This is a genomic window from Pseudomonas sp. LS-2 (genome assembly GCF_003605735.1).
Lineage (GTDB): Bacteria > Pseudomonadota > Gammaproteobacteria > Pseudomonadales > Pseudomonadaceae > Aquipseudomonas.
In genome coordinates, this window is sequence record NZ_QXTJ01000004.1 from 1 (window position 1) to 20,179 (window position 20,179).

Below are 20,179 nucleotides of genomic sequence, written 5' to 3' on the forward strand. Positions count from 1 at the left end.
AACCTGGCGACCGACACGACGCCAGCCGTGGTGCAGATCACTGACACCGTCGACACCACGGTTGCCAGCATCACCGGCAGCACTGAAGTGACCGAAGGTCAGGCTGCGACCTACACCATCAGCCTGAGCAACCCGGCGCAGACCGAAGTCACCATCAACCTGACCTACAGCGGCACCGCCGCCGACGGCAGCGACTACACCCAAGTCGTGAGCGTGAAGATTCCGGCCAACGCCAGCAGCGTGACCTTCGACCTGGCGACCATCAACGACACCCTTCCGGAAGGCGTTGAAAACGTCACTGTTTCGATTGGCGCCATCACTGGCGGCAACTTCGAGAATGTCGTGGTCAGCAGTACCAACGGCAGCGTCACCACCACCATCATCGACAACGATGCTTTGCCGGTTGTTGATCTGAATGGCAATGCGGACGGCGTCAACAGCGAAGTCACCTTCACCGAAGGCAACAACGCCGGCGTACCGATCGCAGCCGACATAAAAGTCAGCGACGTCGACAGCCCGAACCTGCAAGGCGCCAAAGTCACCCTGACCAACGCTCAGGACTCCGACACGCTGGTCATTGGCAGTCCGAACGCGAACATCACCGCCATCACGACCACCGTCAACGGCCAGATTGTGCTGACCCTGACCGGTGCTGCAACGTCTGCCGAATACGAAGCCGTGATCAAGTCGATCACCTTCCACAATGGCAGTGACGACCCACGCGTTGTCGATCGCAATATCACCGTGACTGTGAACGACGGCCAGAATGACTCCGTTCCAGTCACCAGTACCGTTCACGTGACTGCGGTCAACGATGCACCGGTTCTGGATCTGAACTCGGCCGATGGCGCCTTGCAGACCGGTAACGCCGTGACCTACGTCGAGAACGGCAAGGCGCTCAACATCATGGGCACCGTGGCTATCGCCGACCCGGACAACACCACGCTCAAAGGCGCGACCATCACCCTGAGCAACGCCCAGACTGGCGACGTTCTGGGGATCGCCAGCCAGTTCGGCATCAAGGTAACCAACAGCGGTATCGTGAATGGCAAGATCACCATCACCCTGAGCGGTGATGCGAGCGTTGCTTCTTACGAAAAAGCGATCCAGTCGATCACCTTCAAGAACACCACCGACAACCCAGGCAGTGCTGACCGCACCGTCACCGTGCAGGTCAATGACGGCCAGTCCGAGCACAACCTGTCCAACGTCGCGACCACCACCGTCAGCGTGACGGCCGTGAACGACGCACCAGTTGTCGACCTCAACGGTCCGTTCTTCCCGGGCAACAACACGGTCACCCTGCCGTATGTTGAAAACGCAGCGCCGGTCAAACTGATGCCGCTGCTGACCTTGAGCGACCCGGACAGCCCGAACCTGCAAAGCGCCACCGTGACCATCAAGGATGCGCAGGTCGGCGACAAGCTGGTGTTCGACACGACCAACAGCAAGATCACCATCACCTCGGAAACCGTCAACGGCCAACTGGTCTACACCCTCAAAGGTGCTGCTACCCAGGCTGAATACGCGGCCGTATTGAAATCCGTGGCGTTCGTCAGCGAAGGCGATGACCCGGTCGGCGGCAACCGCGCGATCACCGTTCAGGTCAACGATGGCGAGAACAGCTCCAACGTTGCCACCGCCAATGTCACCGTTATCCCGGTGAACGACGCGCCGACCGTGGATCTGGACTCGAACGCTTCGGGCACCGGCTTCACCACCGCGTACACCGAAAATGCGCCGGGCGTCAGCATCGCCAGCAACAACGTCAAGATCGGCGATGTCGACAACACCAACATGAAAGGCGCGGTCATCACCCTGACCAACGCCAAGGCCGGTGACGCTCTGGCGGCGGCGGACCAGTTCGGCATCCACGCTACCGTGATCGACACCCGTGTTCTGAACGGCAAGATCACCGTCGTGTTGAGCGGCTCTGCTGACCTGGCTTCGTACCAGAAGATGATCCAGTCGATCACTTACAGCAGCACCAGCGAAAACCCGGACACCACGCCGCGCAAGATCACCATCACCGTGAACGATGGCGAGATCCTCAACAGCCAGTCGAACACCACGACCACCACCATCAACGTGACGGCTGTCAACGACAAGCCAGAAGTGGTCGTCGGCAACAACACCTACGTGGAAAACCACGACCCGGTGTCTATCGCCAATGGCCTGGTCATCAAGGACGTGGACAATTCTCAGCTGAGCGGCGCGGTCATCACTCTGACCCACATGTCGCCTAACGACCTGATCGGCTCCGGCCATGACCTTGGCGGCGGCAAGACCGATCTGGGCATCGACTACAGCGTTTCTGGCCCGGACGCCAATGGCACGATGACCATCACCCTGACCGGCAACGCCAGCGTCGCCAACTATCAGGCCCTGATCCAGTCGATCCAGGTCGTGGCATCCGGAGACAACCCGACGCCAGGCGACCGTGGCGTGCAGATCAGCGTCACCGACACGGGCCTCAAAGGCGACAACGTCGGCACCGAGACTTCGGTTCTGGTGGACGGCAAGATCACCGTCGTTGCGGTCAACGATGCACCGGTTCTGGACCTGGACAGCAGCCCGGCAGCGACCGGCACTGGCTATAGTGTTGACTTCACCGAGAACGGCACAGGCGTCAGCATTTCCAGCGCCAACCTCAGCATCATCGACCCGGACAACGGCACGCTCAAAGGTGCGACCATCACCCTGACCAACGCTCAGGCCTTTGACGTACTGACGGCTACCGACAAGTTCGGTATCCACGCCGTTGTCAGCGACACCCGCACCACCGATGGCAAGATCACCGTCACCCTGACCGGCGAAGCGACACTGGATCAGTACAAGGCGATGATCGAATCGGTCATGTACAAGAACACCAGCGATAATCCAAGCACAATTGACCGCGTCATCACGGTTCAAGTGAATGACGGCTCGGCGCAATACAATCTGTCGAATGTAGCGACCAGCACCATCTCGGTAACCGCCGTCAACGACGCGCCGGTTCTGGACCTCAACGGCCCGGCCGGTGGCACCGCCAGCACCACCAGCTTCACCGAGAACGGCAGCGCGTTGAAAGTCATGCCATACATGACGATCAATGACCCGGACAGCCCGAATCTGAAAGGTGCGACGGTCACTTTCACCAACCCGCAACCGGGCGACAACCTGTACTTCGCCAGCACTGACGCGAAGATCAACGTCACCTCGGCGACAGTTGACGGCAAGCTGGTGTTCACCCTGACCGGCGACGCCACTCAAGCCGAGTACAACGACGTACTGAAATCGCTGCGCTTCATCAACACCAGTGACGATCCTTCGGCCGTGAACCGTGTGGTCACCGTCACCGTCAACGACGGGGTGGTTGACTCAGCACCTGCACAGGCGGTGATCAAGGTCATCCCGGTCAACGACGCTCCGACAGTCGTCGCGGGCGCTCAAGGCAGCGGCGACGAAGACGCTGGCAAGACCACTCCTGCTATTTCCATCACCCTGAACGGTGGTGATATCGACGGCCACATCGACCACTTCAACCTGGTTGATCTGGGCGCGCACGGCAAGTTCTACGCCGACGCGGACCACACCGTCCTGCTCGACGCCACCAGCAATATCGCGGCGTCCGGCAACAGCGCGACCATCTACTTCGTGCCGGATGCGGACTGGAGCGGCACCAACAACTTCACCTACAAGGCAGTGGACAACGGCCTGGCTTCCAACGGTCAGAACGTTCTTGCTTCGCCTGTCGTGAGCGGCAGCGTCACCGTGGCTCCGGTCACCGACACGCCGTCCCTGACCATGGACACCGATGGCTTCGTCAGAACCATCGACTTCCAGGGCAACACCACCGCCATCGGCGACTGGAAACCCATTCCAGTCAGCCAGTTCAGCAACGGCCAATGGCACACCGACAACGCGGGCGGCACCGTCGAAATCGGCAAAGCCAGCGTGTATGGCGTGACCGATCCGAAAGCTGGCAACCAGGTCATCGAACTGGAACGCAACACCGGCGACGCCAGCAACCTGTGGACCGAGTTCTCGGCCAAGGCCGGTCAGACCTACACCGTGTCGGTCGACTACTCGCCGCGTGCGGGCGCTCTGGATAACTCCGTCATCAATGTGTTCTGGGGCACCACCCTGATCGGCACGCTGAACTCGAACCAGTTGGGCCTGAAAACCTACACCTTCCAGGTTCCGGTCACCGCGGACGGCACCGCTCACCTTGAATTCAAGGCCGCGGACAGCAACTCCACCGGCGGCATTCTGGACAACATTTCGGTGACCCAGAACGCCAACACGGGTCTGGAAGACCAGCCAATCCTGCTGTCGGCGGTTCATGCCGCCAGCACCGACATTGACGGTTCGGAAACCCTGACGCTGACCGTCAACGGTCTGCCGAAAGGCTCGGTCATCACCGACGGCACCCCAGGGCACACCTTCACCGCTGATGCGAATAATGCTTCGGTGGACATCACCAACTGGAACGCCAGCACGCTGAAGTTCACCGCACCGCACAACTTCAGCGGCGATGTCGCGCTGACCCTGATCGCGACCGCCAAAGACGGCGCCGCTGCAGCCGTCAGCACTCCGCTGGACTTCACCGTGCATGTGATTGCGGTCGCTGACGCGCCAGACCTTACCGTCAAGACTGCAACCGGCGACGAAGACACCGCGATCCACCTGGACATCTCCCCAGCACTGACCGACACCGATGGCTCGGAAAACCTGAGCACGGTCATCAGCGGCATCCCTAAGGGCGCTGTGCTGACTGATGGCACTGCCGGTCACACTTTCACTGCCGGCGCCGACAACAGCAAGGTTTCCGTCACTGGCTGGGACCTCAGCACGCTGACCATTACCCCGGCCAAAGACGCCAACGGCACGATCGCCCTGACCGTGACCTCGACGTCCACCGAGTCGAGCAATGGCAGCGCGGCATCGACCAGCCAGACCTTGACCGTCAACGTCACGCCGGTCAACGACGCTGCGCAAATCGGTCACACCGGTACTGGCAAAGAGTTCGGCAACACCTGGAACGAAACCCTGGTGGGCGGCAACGTCCATGAAGCAGGCAAAGGGCCGGGCCAGATCGCTCGCGACTTCACCCTCAAGGACATCGACAGCACCACGCTCAAGAGCGCGACTGTCACCCTGACCAACTTCAAGGAGGGTGACATCCTCAATGTGGTCAAGGATGCCGGGCTGACTTACAACGTCACCGAGACCAAAGATGCGCTGGGTCACGTCACCAGCCAGACCATCACCTTTGGTCCGGGCACCGCTGCCCAGTACCAGACTGCGATTTCGTCGATCACCTTCGACAGCTCTTCGCACAACCCGGTCAAAGACAACCGCATCATCAACATCTCCATCGACGACGGTGGTGCTGTGGATAACATCGCGTCGACGACATCGACCATCCGCATCACAACGGTCAACGATGTTCCGACCGTGCATACCGATAGCGTGACCTTCACTGAAGGCGACAGCGCGACTTCGGTTGTCAGCAACCTGAACCTGGACGATGTCGACAACAGCACGCTGGGCAAGGCGGTCGTCAACGTCACCGGCATGCAAACCGGCGAGCTGCTGACCTTCACCGGCAGTGCACCGACTGGCGTCACTGTGACACCGACAACGGTCAATGGCGTGGTCACCGGCTTTACCATCAACGGTATCGCCACCATCCAGCAGTACAAGGCACTGATCGAGTCGATCAAGTTCAGCGCGCCGGGCGACAACCCGACTGCGGGCACTCGCGGTGTGGAAATCACCGTCACCGACACTGGCGCCAAAGGCAACAATGTCGGCACCAAGGACTCGGTCCTGGCCCACGGTGAAATCACCGTGGTCGCCGTCAATGACGCTCCGATCTTGGGTCATTACCGTGGCTACAACGATTACGGCAATACCTGTAACGAAACCCTGGTGGGCGGCGATGTGACTGCACCAGGCAAGGGCCCGGGCCAGATCGCAGCTGACATTACCATCACCGATCCAGACAACGGCACGCTGGCAAGCGCGACAGTCACCCTGACCAACTTCCACGATGGCGACATCCTGAACGTGGTCAATGCTGCCGATCTGCAATACACCACAACCGATATCTCCGATGTCGACGGCAACGTCACAGGCAAGGTCATCACCTTCGGTCCGGGCACCGCTGCTCAGTACGAGACGGCGATCAAATCGATCACCTTCGACAACTCGACGCACAACCCGAACACCGAAAACCGCACCATCACCATCAGCGTCAGCGACGGCACTGCTGTTTCCGACACGGTTTCGACGATCCACATCACCACGGTCAACGATGCCCCGACCGTGACCGCTGGCAACAGCCTGTATACCGAAGACCAGACTGGCTCCACTCAGTTGGTAGGCAGCCTGAGCATCACCGACGTAGACAACAGCGTTGCCGGCAAACAGCTGCAGAGCGCGACCGTCACTCTGAGCAACTACGACGCAGGCCACGACAAGCTGGGCGGTTCGATCAACGTCAGTGGCACAGTAGGCACCGGCACCGCCGGCAGCCCTGGCGTCACCGGCACTGTGACCGTCAACGGCGTGACCCTTGACTACACGGCTGTCCAGAGCGGCACCAACCTGGTTGTCACGCTGTCGGGTAATGCCGACCGCGCCGACTATGAGTCGGTGATCAAAGCGATCACCTACAGCAACGACAACCAGGCGCTGCAGGACGGCACCCGCAACGTCACTGTGACCGTTACGGACACGGGCAATGACAGCAACAACGTCAACGGCGTGAGCTCCGACCCCGCGCAAAGCACGCTGACCCTCAAGGGTGTGAACGACGCACCGGTCGCACTGCCTGACCACTTCGCGGCCGCGCCAGTGGCAAGCCTGCAAGGCAACTACTACGCCTACAACGACAGCGGCGCCAACAAGAACGGACCAAACCTGGGCACCATCCAGCAGGCGCTGGACTTCGTCGCCTCGCACAAGGCCGATGCCACCTTTGATGCAACGAAAATCAACTACGGTGGTTCGTTCGGCAACAACCTGGGCCAGACCGGCAACCTGGATACTTTCCTGGGCGGCGACAAGACCTCGCTGGTGTACACGGCGGGTACTGCGCAAACCACCTCGACCGATGCCATCATCGAGCTGGCCGGCAAGGTCAGCATGGACGCGGGCAGCTACAAGCTGAAAATCACGGCGGACGACGGTTACATCGTCTTGATCGATGGCAAGCAGGTGGCTTCGTACAACGCCAACCAGTCGCCAACCGCACGCACCACGGACTTCACTCTGACAACCGGCGGCGCCCACGATATCCAGATCGTTTATTGGGATCAGGGTGGACAGGCGCAACTGAAGGTCGAAGTCGCCTCCGTGAACGGCAACGTTGTGGGCCCGTTCAGCGTATTGGGCACCAGCGGCGCAGCCGTTCTGGGTCACGACACCCTGACCACGCTCGAAGATCAGCCGCTGGTCATCAAGGCCACTACCCTGCTGACCAACGACACCGATGTCGACGGCGATAAACTGAGCATCAGTTCGCTGCAAGGCCACGATCCGAAAGTCGCGTCCGCTGTCTATGACGCGTCGGGCACCAAGGTCGTCGGTTCCGTAATCATGGACGCCACCGGCAACGTGATTTTCACCCCGGCCAAAGATGTCAACGGTGAGGTGAAGTTCAGCTACACCGTGACCGATGGCCACGGCGGCTTCGACACCACGACCGTTACTGTGAACGTCGTGGCAGTCAACGATGCGCCGGTTGCGAGCAACGTCGCTCAGAGCGTCGCAGAAGACGCGGTAGCACCGAACAACGCGGGTCAACTGACCGCCACCGACGTCGATGCAGGTGACGCACTGACCTATGCCGTGACTGGCACCACCTCTGCAACCAGTGGCGCCATCACAGGAAAAGCTCCGAGCGGCTTCGTGCTGGATGCGAACACCGGCAAGTGGAGCATCGACACCAGCAGCAGCGTTTATCAGAAGCTGGGGGTTGGCCAGTCGATCACCTTCGACGTCGCGTTCACCGCGACTGACAAGGCAGGCGCCAGCGCTCCTGGTCATCTGACGCTGACCGTGACCGGCACCAACGATGCGCCAGTGGCAACCGCCACCACCAAGACTGTCGCTGAAGACACCATCGTCAGCGGGCAGCTGCAAGCGACGGACGTCGACAGCAACGACGCCTTGACTTATACCGTCAAAAATACCGACAAACCGGCAGGCTTCAGCGTCGACGCTTCCGGCAAGTGGACGCTGGATGCCAGCAATCAGGCCTATCAGCATCTCGGTGTGAACGACAGTGTTACCTACACCGTGCCGTTCACCGTCACCGACAAGGCCGGTGCTACCAGCACCTCGAACCTGACCCTGACTGTTACCGGCACCAACGATGCACCGATTGCCCAGGCGGCCACCGCCTCGGCCGTCGAAGCGCAACACATCACTACCGGCATCAATAACAGCGCAGCCACCGATGGCTCGGCACTGGTCGCCACCTTCACCACCACCTCGGCCAACCAGACGGTGTCCTTCGACTGGAACTTCACCGCCAAGGACTACTCGCCGTTCAACGACTTCGCATTCGTACAGGTCAACGGCCAGCAGGTTGCGGTTCTCTCCAACGTGGCAACGGTGGGCGACTACGGCACTTCGGGTACCCACACTTACTCGTACACTTTCGCGACGCCTGGCACCTACCAGATCGTCGTCGGTGTCGCCAACCTCACAGACTCGCAGAACGATTCGACCCTCACCGTCGGTAACCTGACCGGAGTGACTCCCGACTCTCTGGTCGCCAACGGCAACGCGGTCGAGAACAACGGCAAGTGGACACTGACCGCCGAAGGCGCGACGGCTCAGCAACTCAGCGACCTGATCAACAAGCCGCTGCTGGTCACCGGGCAACTGGTTGCCACTGATGTGGATGACGGCTCGCACCTGACATATGGCCTGAAAACCGGCACCGCTGCGGTCGACGGTTTCAGCCTCAAGGCCGACGGCAGCTGGACCTTCGACAGCAGCAACGCTGCGTACGACAGCCTGGCTGCCGGTGAAGTCAAAACCATCACTATCCCGTACACCGCGACCGACGAACACGGCGCTACTGGCGACAGTACGCTGACCATCACCCTCACCGGCACCAACGATGCGCCAGTGGCAACCAACAGCGTTCAGAGTGTTGCCGAAGACGCGACAGCTCCGAACAACGCGGGTCAATTGGTTGCAACCGACATCGACACCGGCGACAAGCTGACCTACGCCGTAACCGGTACGACAACCAGCGCCAGCGGTGCGACAACGGGCAATGTTCCAACCGGCTTCGTGCTCGACGCGAACACCGGCAAGTGGACAATCGACACCAGCAGCAGCGTCTATCAGAAGCTGGGTGTCGGCCAGTCGATCAGCTTCGATGTCGCCTTCACCGCGACCGATAAGGCGGGTGCCGTCAGCAACCCGGGGCATCTGACCCTGACCGTGACCGGCACCAACGATGCACCAGTTGCGACCAACAGCGTTCAGAGCGTTGCCGAAGATGCGGCGGCATCGAACAATGCGGGTCAACTGGTTGCCAGCGACATTGATACTGGCGACACGCTCACTTACGCACTGACCGGCACCACATCTTCGGTCAGCGGTGCGGTCACCGGCAAAGCACCTACCGGCTTCGTGCTCGATGCAAACACCGGCAAGTGGACAATCGACACCAGCAGCGAGATTTATCAGAAGCTGGGTGCGGGCCAGTCGATCACCTTCGACGTCGCCTTCACAGCGACCGATAAGGCAGGTGCCGTGAGCAACCCGGGTCACCTGACTCTGACTGTGACCGGCACCAACGATGCGCCGACCGTCTCCGCTGCAACCGGTAGCGACGGCTCGACCAATATCGTGGGCAATGAAGATCCGAACCCGCTGATCACCGCCGTGCTGCACGGCAGTGATGTCGACGGAACCATCGCCTCCTTCAAGCTGGCGAGCACGGCGGCGAATGGCAAGTTCTACAGCGATGCGGCTGGCCAGAACGAAGTGACTGCAGACAGTCTCATCAAGGCCACCGACAACACTGCCACCCTGTACTTCAAGCCGACTGCGGACTGGAGCGGCAGCACCAGCTTCACCTACAAGGCCGTCGACAGCCAGGGCCTGAGCAGCACAGGTACGGCGACGGGCAGCATCACGGTGAAACCGGTTGCCGACACGCCAGTTGTAGACCTGACCGGCGCTCAGGTGCATTCGACCGGGCTGGTCAAGGACGTATGGGTCGGTACGCTGACCAACATGGGCACGGGCGGAAACGGCGCCGACAGCAAAACCATTCTGACCGGTTTCACCACCGCGACAGCCCCGACCACGCACACCACAGCCGACTCGGCAACGGAAAGCTCTGTGGCGCAAGGCACAGGTACCAAGCTGTCCGGCCTGATCTATCTGGAAGAGGGTCACACCTACAACTTCACCGGTTCTGCCGATGACAGCCTGCTGATCACCGTTGGTGGTGAGCAAGCCGCCAGCGCCACGTGGGGTGCGGGTGCAGTGATTTCGGGTGCGGGCTTCACGGCTTCGAAATCCGGGTACTACACGCTGGATATCTACCACTACAACCAGGCCGGTCCGGGTAGCTACAGCATTGGCCTGAGCGACACGAACAACAGCACCAAGGTCGTTACCTCCGTCGCGCTGGACAGTGCACATGTCCCGCTCTACGCATCGGTCGACGACCTGAAAGCTTCGGGTCTGAACGGTGTGACGTTCGTGCAGAATCCTCAGGTCGCAGGCGAGGGTTACTACACCGCTTATGAACTGAACCACGGCACCGAGAACAACCCGATCAAACTGAGCGGCGTGACAGCAAGCTTCGGCGACAGCACGGACGGTTCCGAGACTCACACCGTGACTGTCACCGGCGCCCCTGCGGGCTCCGTGCTGACTGACGCGGCGGGCCACAGCGTGACCATCGTCAGTACCACTACTCCGGTAGACGTCGGCGCACTGGATCTGACCAGCCTTGTCATCAAGACGCCTGAGTACTACAACGGCAAGTTCACCTTGAACGTTACGGCCACGGCGACCGAAGCGATTATCTCTGGCGTGCCAGCAGCTGTCCCGACGGCCTCTGCGACCAAGGGCATCGACGTTATCGTCGACGCCGGTACCTACAAGTCCACTGACAGCACTGCCGGGGCCAGCACCTTCACCGGCACCGCGACCAACGACATCGCAGTGGCAGACATGAGTGCGATCAAGTTCGTCTCGGGTCAGAACTACAACATTGCGTTCATGGTCGACACCTCGGGCAGCATGGCCGGTAGCCTCGACAAAGAGGTAGCTCAGCTGCGCTACGCCTTTGCAACTCTGCAGGCGGCCGCCACGACCGCGCACGCAGGAAAGGTTCTGGTCAATCTGGTGGACTTCGACTCGAACGTGCAGAAGGCGGTCACTGTTGACCTGTCCTCCTCCTCGGCGCTATCGAGTCTGGAAACCGTACTGAAGTCGATGAGCGTGGGTGGCGGGACGAACTACGAAGCGGTGTTCAACAAAACCGCAACGTTCTTCAATGGCTCGGACGCAACCGGCAATACCAATGCATTGAACCTGGCGTATTTCATCACCGACGGTTACCCGACCTACTACCTCGACAAGAACGGTAACCTTGCGGGTAATGGGCAAGACACCACAACAACGGTGACCAAAGAGTCGATCAGCGCTTACAACGCGTTGTTGGCCGCGGGCGGCGGTACGGCGGTCGAAGCCATCGGTATCAACGGCGGCGTGAGCACCGACAGCCTGAATCAGTACGACTCCAACGCGCACTCTCAGGCCAATATCGATCCGAGCAAGCTGGCGACGGCAATCCTGAGCACCGAAACGTTGATTGGCCCGGGCAACGACAGCCTGGTCGGTGGCGACGGCAATGACATCCTGTTCGGCGACCTGATCAGCTACAACACGCTGCAGGGCACTGCCGCGCTGAAGGCCTTTGCGGCCGACACGCTGAACAAAGATGTGTCGACCATCGATGACAAGGCACTGCATCAGTTCCTCAGCAGCCACGTTGACGAGGTCAGCCACCTGGCTACAGCGTCCAACACCACCGGCCTGGTCGATGGCAACGACAGCCTGCTGGGCGGCAATGGCGATGACATCCTGTTCGGTCAGGGCGGCACCGACATCCTCAACGGCGGTAATGGCAATGACGTTCTGATTGGTGGTAAAGGCAACGACATCCTCACCGGTGGCGCTGGCGCCGATACCTTCGCCTGGAAGGCAGGCGATACCAACAGCGGCGGGTTTGACGTGATCAAGGATTTCCATGCGAGCGAGGGCGACAAGCTCGATCTGAGCGACCTGCTGCAAGGCGAAAATGGTAACAACGTGAATGATCTGACCAAGTATCTGCACATCACCAACGATGGCAAGGACACCACCATCGAAGTCAGCAGCGCCGGGAAGTTCACGACCACCGCTGGAGCCAACGCCACTGCCGTCGCCAACACCGCTGATGTACACATCAAGGTGGAAGGCGTGCAATGGAACAACTCCATGATCAACTCGCTGGTTAACGGTGCCGATCCGACCATCAAGGTCGATCATCACTGATAGCTGAGTCGCAAGAGCTGATGTACTGTGCTGGCAGCCGTCACCGACGGTTGCCAGCCTTTGCATTCATTGAGGAATGAGCCATGTTTTACGTTCAGCGCGATGCAGATGGAGTGCTTGTTCGGGTGGAGGCGGCGGAGTTCGCCGAAGCGACCGGGCAACTGCCAGCCGATGATCATGAGATCCAGGCCTGGTATGCCGATGAGATGGTGGAAAAGAGCCTGAACCAGCTCAAGTTGAGTGACATGGAGATGATCCGGGTACTCGACGACTTGATTCAGGTGCTGACCAGCAAAGGCATCCTCAATATCACGGATCTACCTGCCGCCGCGCAGGCGAAGTTGATGGACCGCAACCAGGCCCGGGAAACACTGGGCGGCCTGAGCGATCTGATCAATGACGATGAAACACGGTTGATTTAAAAGCTACGCAATTTCGCTTCTGCCCGAAGGGCGTAGGAGCTTGGCTTGCCAGCGATCTGCTGCGCAGCGGCAGCAACCCCGACAACTCGCTGGGTCAGGCACAACGGGCACGCAGGATTTGCTGCCGGTTCCCGGCAGATCGCTGGCAAGCCAAGCTCCCACGGCCTCCGGCCAGAATCATAATCCAGGCGACCGGATCACTTCCAAGGCGCCGGATCACCAATCAACTGACCCTGCACCCCTTCTATTCCCATCTGCGCGATCACCTGACGCTCGCCCTCTGTCTCGACACGCTCGGCGATCAGCGGCAGGTCAATGCTGTGCGCTGCGCGTTGCACCGCTTCGATGAACAGACGCTTATGGCTTTCCTCGTCGATGGCGCGGATATAACTGCCGTCGATCTTCAGATACGCCAGGCCCAGGTGCGCCAGGTTGCCGATCATGCTGAAACGCCCACCAAAACGCTGCAACGCCAAGGTGAAACCGGCCTCTTGCAAACGACGGGTCAGCTTTTCCAGCACTTCCTGTTCAGGCAATTGCTCTTCACCGATCTCGAACGTCAGACGCCCGCTCAGTTTTGGATGCTGACGCAACGCATCGAATACCTGATTCAACGCAGCGGTGTCATTCAACGTGGCCGCTGACAGGTTCAGCGCCAGCGCCTGGTCGTGGGTCTCCAGATGCGCCAGCACCTGCCCGAGCATCCACAGATCCAGTCGGCTCGACCAGCCAAAGCGCTCGATCCAGGGCAGGAAACGCCCCGCGGGAACGGTCTGCCCCTGCTCGTTCACCAGACGCGACAACACTTTGTAGTGCATCACTCGGTCGGTATGACCGGTTTCGACCACGGGCTGGAAGAACAACTCGAAACCGCCCTGAGTCAGCGCCTGATCCAGCAAACGATGCCAGGTATGCTGATCGTCCCCACTGCCCTTCACCACGCCGTGCTCGACACAGCTCCAGGTTTGTTCACCTTGGTTTTGCGCTTGAGACAACGCCTGATCCGCCAGAGAAAGCAAGGTCAGCGGTGCGTCGCCCGGACTGTAAGGTGCCAGGCCCATATGAGCGACCGGAGAAACATCGGACGCGCCCGTAGCACCGAGCGCCTGCAAGGTCAGTTCCAGATCGCGAGCCAGTTCCAGCGCCTCGTCACGTTCCATCCCCGGTGCCAGCACGGCGAACTCGCCACCGCGTGAGCGACTGATGAGGTTGCGGGTTTCCGGGTATTTCTCGCAATGTTTGAGCAACAACTGAGCGACGGCGATCAACAACGCGTCAGTGCGCTTGCCGCCCAGACGCAGGTTGAGGCCGGCCAGGTCCTGAACGCGCAACAGCAGCAGATAACCGGGGCGTTCTTCTTCCTGATTGCTGACATGGGTCTTGAGCTGCATGTCGAAATATCGGCGATTGGACAGCCCCGTCAGGCTGTCCTGATAGGACTCGACGCGCAGGCGCTCGCTGCGCTCGGTGCTTTCCTGAAACAGGGCCTTGAGCTTCTCGACCATCTGGTTCATTGCCTGGACGACGCGACGCAACTCAGGCGTGCGCGGCAACTCAGGCAACGTCAGAAACTCGCGACGACCAATCGCCTGAGACTGCGCAACCATGTAATCCAGAGGCTTCAACTGACGACGCAGCAGCAACGCGCCAAGCACTGCACTCACCAGGCCACACGCCAGAAGCCAGCCAAGGCTGCCCAGCGCGCTTTGCCACAACTTGGCCAGCGCAAACATCGGATGGCTGACCACCTCGACCCGCGCCGTCTGCTGCCAGCCCCGGCTGACAATCGCCTCGCCGCCGGCTGGATCAAGCCCGATGGCATTGATGAACCACTGGGGCACGCCCTGATTGTCCGGCGTTGCACTGCGTTCGACGATCACCGCGTCCGTCGCCAGATCCACCACCCGGATGCTCGCGTAATAACCGCTGTCGAAAATCGACGTCACCATCAACTCGACCATCGCCGGATCGTCGATATTGGCCGTCAACGACAGGGCCAGCGAAGTTGCCGCATCCTGGGCGTGCGAACGCAGCTGATTGACGTACTGCGCCCGCGAACTCTCCAGGCTGACGACAAAACTGCCCGCGAACGCGACAACCATAAACAGACAGATTGCGATCAACAATTGCTTGAACAGAGACATCAGTACTCCTAATTCTCAGGCTCGGCCGGGAAGCCTTCGGCGGTCATTTTCTTCAGCAAGTCCTGCCAACGGGACAGACGCTTGGTATCGCCCACTTTCTTGTTGCCCTGCGCACCGGGCAACCACAGTCCTTCGGCGTTGAAGGAATACACCGGCAACAGATCCTGCCGTTCGCTGGCGGGTTTGATTTCGTTGATCAGGCTGTCGAGCACCAGCGGCATGGCGTTCGGGCTCGAGTAATAGGTCAACACCATGTGCGCGCGATTCAGGCGCAAGGCCTTGACGTAGGTGATCAGCAGCTTCTCGCTGGGCACGCCCAGCCGACGCAGACTGAAATACTTGGCGATGGCGTAGTCTTCACAGTCTCCGGCGCCCTTGATCAGCGACTCGATGGGCGTGGCCCAGTAATCGACCTCGTGCCACAGGTCGATGTCCTCTTCATAACGCATCTGTTTATTGAAGAACTGGTTCACCACCGTCAGCTTGTCCATCTCGCTGACCTGCTTCTCGGTCGCCAACAGGTTCTGCCAGGCATCGATCCGCTGCTTCCCTGCCCCGAGCGGCCCATACAAGGCCTCGGCGCGACGGCTGATCAGGGAAAAGTCCCAATCGGCATTCAGATAGCTCGCACACGCCGTGCACGTCAGTGCAAGCGCCAGAAGCAGCCAAAAACCAGGGCGCTTATGAGCTGAACGTACTGCCAATTCGTCTAGTCCATGAGGCAAACGGATAACGGGAAAGTGATGGTGAGGGGTTGCGGGGGAAAAGACAATGGCGTGGTGAGATCATGAGCCTCCAATCCTGACTATCTGAAAAGCACTCACACATCGTGTCCAGGATCATTGAAAGCTCAGCGCCCAACGCGGGAGTCGCGACGATCCCCATCGGGCCAGCGCAGTCATATGGCACGTTCGGCGGAACCGTTTCCAAGAGAACCGGCCCCGGGCCCCGGACACCGCCCTTGGGCGACGCAGGCTTACTAGCCACTCATCCGGTAACAAAACCCGCGCCTGACACTGCATCCTCTCAAGCGCCCCAAAAGGGGGCAACAATCAGCGTCAGCCCCCTCTACAGGCCGGTCCACCGTCTGCTCAGCGGGCGGCCGTCAGGTATAGCCGCGATGACAACAGCCCGGCTCTTGGCTTATCATCCGCCCCCATGAACCGAGCAAGATCCCGCAGATCGATTTCGGACAGACAAAACTCCGAGAGTCCAAAAAACGACCTGCCATGCCAACCGTCACCGCCGAATTGCCATCTGGCTTCACCTCTGGGGAAGTCAACCACAAAAGTCTGATTGCAATTCTTCTGTGCACCTTCAATGGCGCGGAATATCTGCGAGAACAGCTGGATTCGTTCATCCTCCAGACGTACCCGAACTGGGTTGTCTACGCGTCTGACGATGGGTCGACGGACTCCACCCTAGATGTCCTGCATGAGTATCAACAGCGGCTTGGTTCCCGGCTGGTCATTTTGCAGGGTCCACGACAGGGTTTTGCCAAGAACTTCATCTCCCTTATCCAGCATCCCGAGATCAAAGCGGACTACTTCGCGTTCAGCGATCAGGATGACATCTGGATGCCGGACAAGCTCGCCAGAAGCATTGCCGCGATCGGACAACAGACCCAAGACACTGCCTCGCTGTATTGTTCGCGCACTCAATTCGTCGACGCGACCGGCAATGACCTGGGCCTGTCGCCCTTGTTCAGCAAGCCCCCCAGCTTTCGCAATGCTTTGGTTCAGAGCCTGGCCGGTGCAAACACGATGCTGATCAATCAGCGCGCGCGCGAGCTGCTGTCTCGCACCCGCCCGGATGCCCAGATAGTGGCCCACGACTGGCTGACCTATCTGATCGTCAGCGGTTATGACGGGAAGATCATTTTCGACCCGCTGCCAACACTGTTCTATCGACAGCACGCAGGTAACCTCATCGGTTCCAATACAGGGGCAAAGCGTCGTNGAGATGAATCTGAACATTCTGATGCACCACAAGGGCGACCTTGGCCGGGAGAATCGCCGGCGGCTCGAACAGTTTGATCTGGCTCGAAGAAGCCCCCTGTTCAGAAGACTCAGGTTGCTGGCAGCAACAGGCGTCTATCGACAGACCCTTGCCGGCAATTTGAGCCTGATTGCGGCAGCGCTGCTGAACAAGCTTTGAAATAGGTCGACCAATCGCAGGAAAAAGCTGTCAACACCCAGCTAACAGTATTACATTCGGTGTTTTTTTTCGCTGCACGCCCATCCTGGCGACGGCGCAAGTATTTTCAATGGATTCAAATTTTCCCGGATGGAGAAAAAAGCTGTCATGAAAGCATCACCCCTTCAGATACCGGACGTTGTCGTGTTCCAGCCCACGGTATTCAGCGATGACCGCGGTTATTTTTTCGAAAGCTTCAACGAACGCAAATTCTCTGAGCTCGTCGGTCACGCCCCGGTTTTCGTCCAGGACAACCAGTCACGTTCGGTCAAAGGGGTCCTGCGCGGCCTGCATTACCAAATCGCTAATCCGCAAGGCAAACTCATCCGGGTGCTTGAAGGGGAAATATTCGATGTTGCGGTCGATCTGCGCAAATCGTCGCCCACCTTCGGACAATGGGTTGGCGCGCATCTGAGCAGCAACGAGCAAAATCAGATCTGGATTCCGGAAGGTTTCGCACACGGATTTCTGGTGACCTCGAGCCATGCCGTCGTTGCCTACAAAACGACCGACTACTGGTCGCCAGAGCATGAAAGGTACCTGTTGTGGAATGATCCAGCGGTGGGAATCGAATGGCCGCTCACCAGCGAACCATTGCTTTCCAGCAAAGACCAGCAGGCCCTTCCATTGAGCCGGGCGGAGACCTATTGATGGAAATGCACGGTGCTCAACCTCTTTCCCCATGGCACATGGTGCGCAGCGGGCTACAGAACCGACAACTGATCCTCCAGCTTACGAAGCGCGAGATTTCGTCGCGGTATCGTGGATCTGTGATGGGCGTTGCATGGTCATTCATCAATCCGCTGCTGCTGCTGACGATCTACACCTTTGTCTTTTCTTCCGTGTTCAAGGCTCGGTGGGCTGCCGGAGCTGTCGACCCTTCAGAGTCGAAAGTAGACTTCGCGCTGATCCTTTTCGCCGGCTTGATCATTCACGGCTTTTGCGCTGAATGCATCAATACCGCGCCCAAGTTGATCCTGAGCAACGTCAACTACGTGAAGAAAGTCGTATTCCCCATCGAAGTGCTGACGATTACGTCGACATTGAACGCGTTGTTCCACTTTGGGGTGAGCTTGTCAGTGCTGCTGGCGACACAGCTGTTTTTCAACCACTCGATTCCAATGACCGCGCTGTATTTCCCGTTGGTCATACTGCCTCTCGTTCTGATGATGACCGGCATTTCCTGGCTTCTCGCCGCTCTCGGGACTTACATCAGAGATATCGGACAAATCACGGGCATGGCTGTAACGGCGCTGCTGTTCCTGTCACCCGTGTTCTACCCCATCTCGGCACTTCCCGAGGAATATCAGGGGTGGCTCTATATCAACCCGTTGACCGCCATCATCGAGAACGGCAGAGCTACCCTGCTGTTCGGGCATACGCCTGACTGGCACAGCATGGCAATCAGCTTCGGGATCGGCGTAGCCGTCTGCATCATTGGCTATGCCTTTTTCCAAAAAACTCGCGCAGGTTTCGCAGATGTCCTCTAAAGATGCGGCAATAAGTGTCCGCGGCCTATCCAAGCGCTTCAACATGTATGAAAAAGCGCAGGACCGTCTCCTTCAGATATTTTTGCCATCCAAGCAGCCACAGAAAGAATTCTGGGCGCTGAACGACATTAATTTCGAGGTCGCGCGCGGCGAGTCGGTTGGCATTATCGGGAAAAACGGTTCCGGCAAGTCAACCCTTCTCCAGATCATCTGCGGGACACTGTCCCCGACATCCGGCTCGGTCAACGTAAATGGCCGGGTAGCGGCTCTGCTGGAGCTGGGATCGGGCTTCAACCCGGATTTCAGTGGGAGAGAGAACGTCTATCTCAACTGCGCCATCCACGGGTTGAGCCGTCATCAAGCCGACGAGCTGATGGACGATATCCTCACGTTTGCCGACATCGGCGACTTCATTGATCAGCCGGTCAAGACCTATTCGAGCGGCATGTTCGTCCGACTGGCGTTTTCCGTTCAGGCCAACCTCAAGCCGGACATCCTGATCGTGGACGAAGCGCTCGCGGTGGGTGACGCGCTGTTTCAAAAACGCTGCTACGAACGCATTGAAATGCTGACCAGCAGCGGCACGACACTGCTCTTCGTCTCCCATGACGAAGAATCTGTGCGCACCCTGACCCAACGCGCGATTTTCCTTTCGAAGGGAAAAATCCAGAGCATCGGCCCTTCCGCAGAAGTGATCCTGGACTACCGACGCGACCTTCATGAGCAGGAGAGCGCCTATCTGGCGCACCTCACTGAAGTCGTCTCCAACAAGGCTCAGAAGGCGCCCGCACTGCCAGACAAGAACGTCGCTGCCAAAGCGCCGGACAAGTTTTCGTTCGGCAACTTCGATGCGGAAGTCCTCTCTGTAAAAGTCCTTGATGCCGACGGGGCAGAAAAACAGGTTTTCTACCCGACTGACACAGCCATTCTACGAGTCGAATGCCTGTGCCACAGCGACCTCAAGAACCTGAATATCAGCGTACGACTGCGCAACAAAGAGGGCGTGAAGATCTATTCGTGGGGAACCCTGAACCAGGACATGGCCATCGATTCCGGCCTGACCTCAGGCGAATATTTCTGGAAGAGAACCTTCAAGGCTGGCGAGAAAATCACGGTCGACTTCGAGTTCCTGTGCAGCCTGGGCGCCAATCTGTACGAAATCCAGGCGGCAATCTCCCAGGAAGGCAAACCCTATTACGCCGAACAACGCATTCTCCACTGGCGCGACGAAGCTGCTTTTTTCTCAATCGCTACGAAACCACGTGAGTACCACTTCGGTGGGGTTTTGGATCTTCGTATGAAAGCTATGTCCTTGAAAGGTTAATATGATGGCCACTGTCCTCACTGAAACTACCCC

Annotated in this window: 8 protein-coding genes; 6 read left to right on the top strand and 2 right to left on the bottom strand. The window is 59.2% G+C overall.

All coding sequences use genetic code 11. The annotated features are described in order from the left end of the window. The first annotated feature begins 27 nt into the window (after nucleotides 1-27). Together D3M70_RS03675 and D3M70_RS03680 are read left to right on the top strand one after the other, a co-directional pair. The gene (locus D3M70_RS03675) at nucleotides 28-12,570 is read left to right on the top strand and encodes a tandem-95 repeat protein (RefSeq protein ID WP_218568399.1); all 12,543 of its coding nucleotides are present in this window, start codon (nucleotides 28-30) and stop codon (nucleotides 12,568-12,570) included. Nucleotides 12,571-12,653: 83 nt separating this feature from the next. Beyond that, nucleotides 12,654-12,992 (top strand): tryptophan synthase subunit beta, encoded by a 339-nt coding sequence (locus D3M70_RS03680; RefSeq protein WP_120124454.1) that lies wholly within the window; start codon nucleotides 12,654-12,656, stop codon nucleotides 12,990-12,992. Nucleotides 12,993-13,189: 197 nt separating this feature from the next. Here D3M70_RS03680 and lapD read toward each other — a convergent pair whose 3' ends face one another. Together lapD and lapG are read right to left on the bottom strand one after the other, a co-directional pair. After that, nucleotides 13,190-15,136 carry a cyclic di-GMP receptor LapD gene (gene lapD, locus D3M70_RS03685; RefSeq protein WP_120124455.1) on the bottom strand — a complete coding sequence of 649 codons (1,947 nt, stop codon included), beginning with the start codon at nucleotides 15,134-15,136 and terminating at the stop codon, nucleotides 13,190-13,192. Between the two features lie 8 nt (nucleotides 15,137-15,144). After that, nucleotides 15,145-15,840, bottom strand: a complete 696-nt coding sequence (gene lapG, locus D3M70_RS03690) for a cysteine protease LapG (RefSeq protein ID WP_375232915.1) — start codon at nucleotides 15,838-15,840, stop codon at nucleotides 15,145-15,147. Between the two features lie 525 nt (nucleotides 15,841-16,365). On the opposite strand from lapG, the gene D3M70_RS03695 reads away from it, so the two are divergent. The 4 genes from D3M70_RS03695 to D3M70_RS03710 all read left to right on the top strand — a co-directional run. Continuing rightward, on the top strand, nucleotides 16,366-17,094 hold a 729-nt coding region (locus D3M70_RS03695; RefSeq protein ID WP_375232916.1), incomplete at its 3' end, for a glycosyltransferase family 2 protein. Between the two features lie 346 nt (nucleotides 17,095-17,440). Then, nucleotides 17,441-17,983, top strand: coding sequence for a dTDP-4-dehydrorhamnose 3,5-epimerase (gene rfbC, locus D3M70_RS03700; RefSeq protein WP_120124580.1), 543 nt, complete (start codon nucleotides 17,441-17,443; stop codon nucleotides 17,981-17,983). Continuing rightward, entirely contained in the window at nucleotides 17,983-18,822 is an 840-nt protein-coding gene (locus tag D3M70_RS03705; protein WP_120124457.1) for an ABC transporter permease, read from the top strand. The genes rfbC and D3M70_RS03705 overlap by 1 nt, the downstream gene beginning before the upstream one ends. Further along, nucleotides 18,812-20,146: an ABC transporter ATP-binding protein gene (locus tag D3M70_RS03710; protein WP_120124458.1), complete on the top strand. Its 1,335-nt coding sequence runs from the start codon at nucleotides 18,812-18,814 to the stop codon at nucleotides 20,144-20,146. Before D3M70_RS03705 ends, D3M70_RS03710 begins: the two co-directional genes overlap by 11 nt. The last annotated feature ends 33 nt before the right edge of the window (nucleotides 20,147-20,179 follow it).

What these genes read in the sequence shown, in the direction of transcription:
- D3M70_RS03705 (WP_120124457.1), top strand. Translation starts at nt 17,983, where the DNA reads ATGGAAATGCACGGTGCTCAACCTCTTTCCCCATGGCACATGGTGCGC.
- D3M70_RS03710 (WP_120124458.1), top strand. Translation starts at nt 18,812, where the DNA reads ATGTCCTCTAAAGATGCGGCAATAAGTGTCCGCGGCCTATCCAAGCGC.
- D3M70_RS03680 (WP_120124454.1), top strand. Translation starts at nt 12,654, where the DNA reads ATGTTTTACGTTCAGCGCGATGCAGATGGAGTGCTTGTTCGGGTGGAG.
- rfbC (WP_120124580.1), top strand. Translation starts at nt 17,441, where the DNA reads ATGAAAGCATCACCCCTTCAGATACCGGACGTTGTCGTGTTCCAGCCC.
- lapD (WP_120124455.1), bottom strand. Translation starts at nt 15,136, where the DNA reads ATGTCTCTGTTCAAGCAATTGTTGATCGCAATCTGTCTGTTTATGGTT.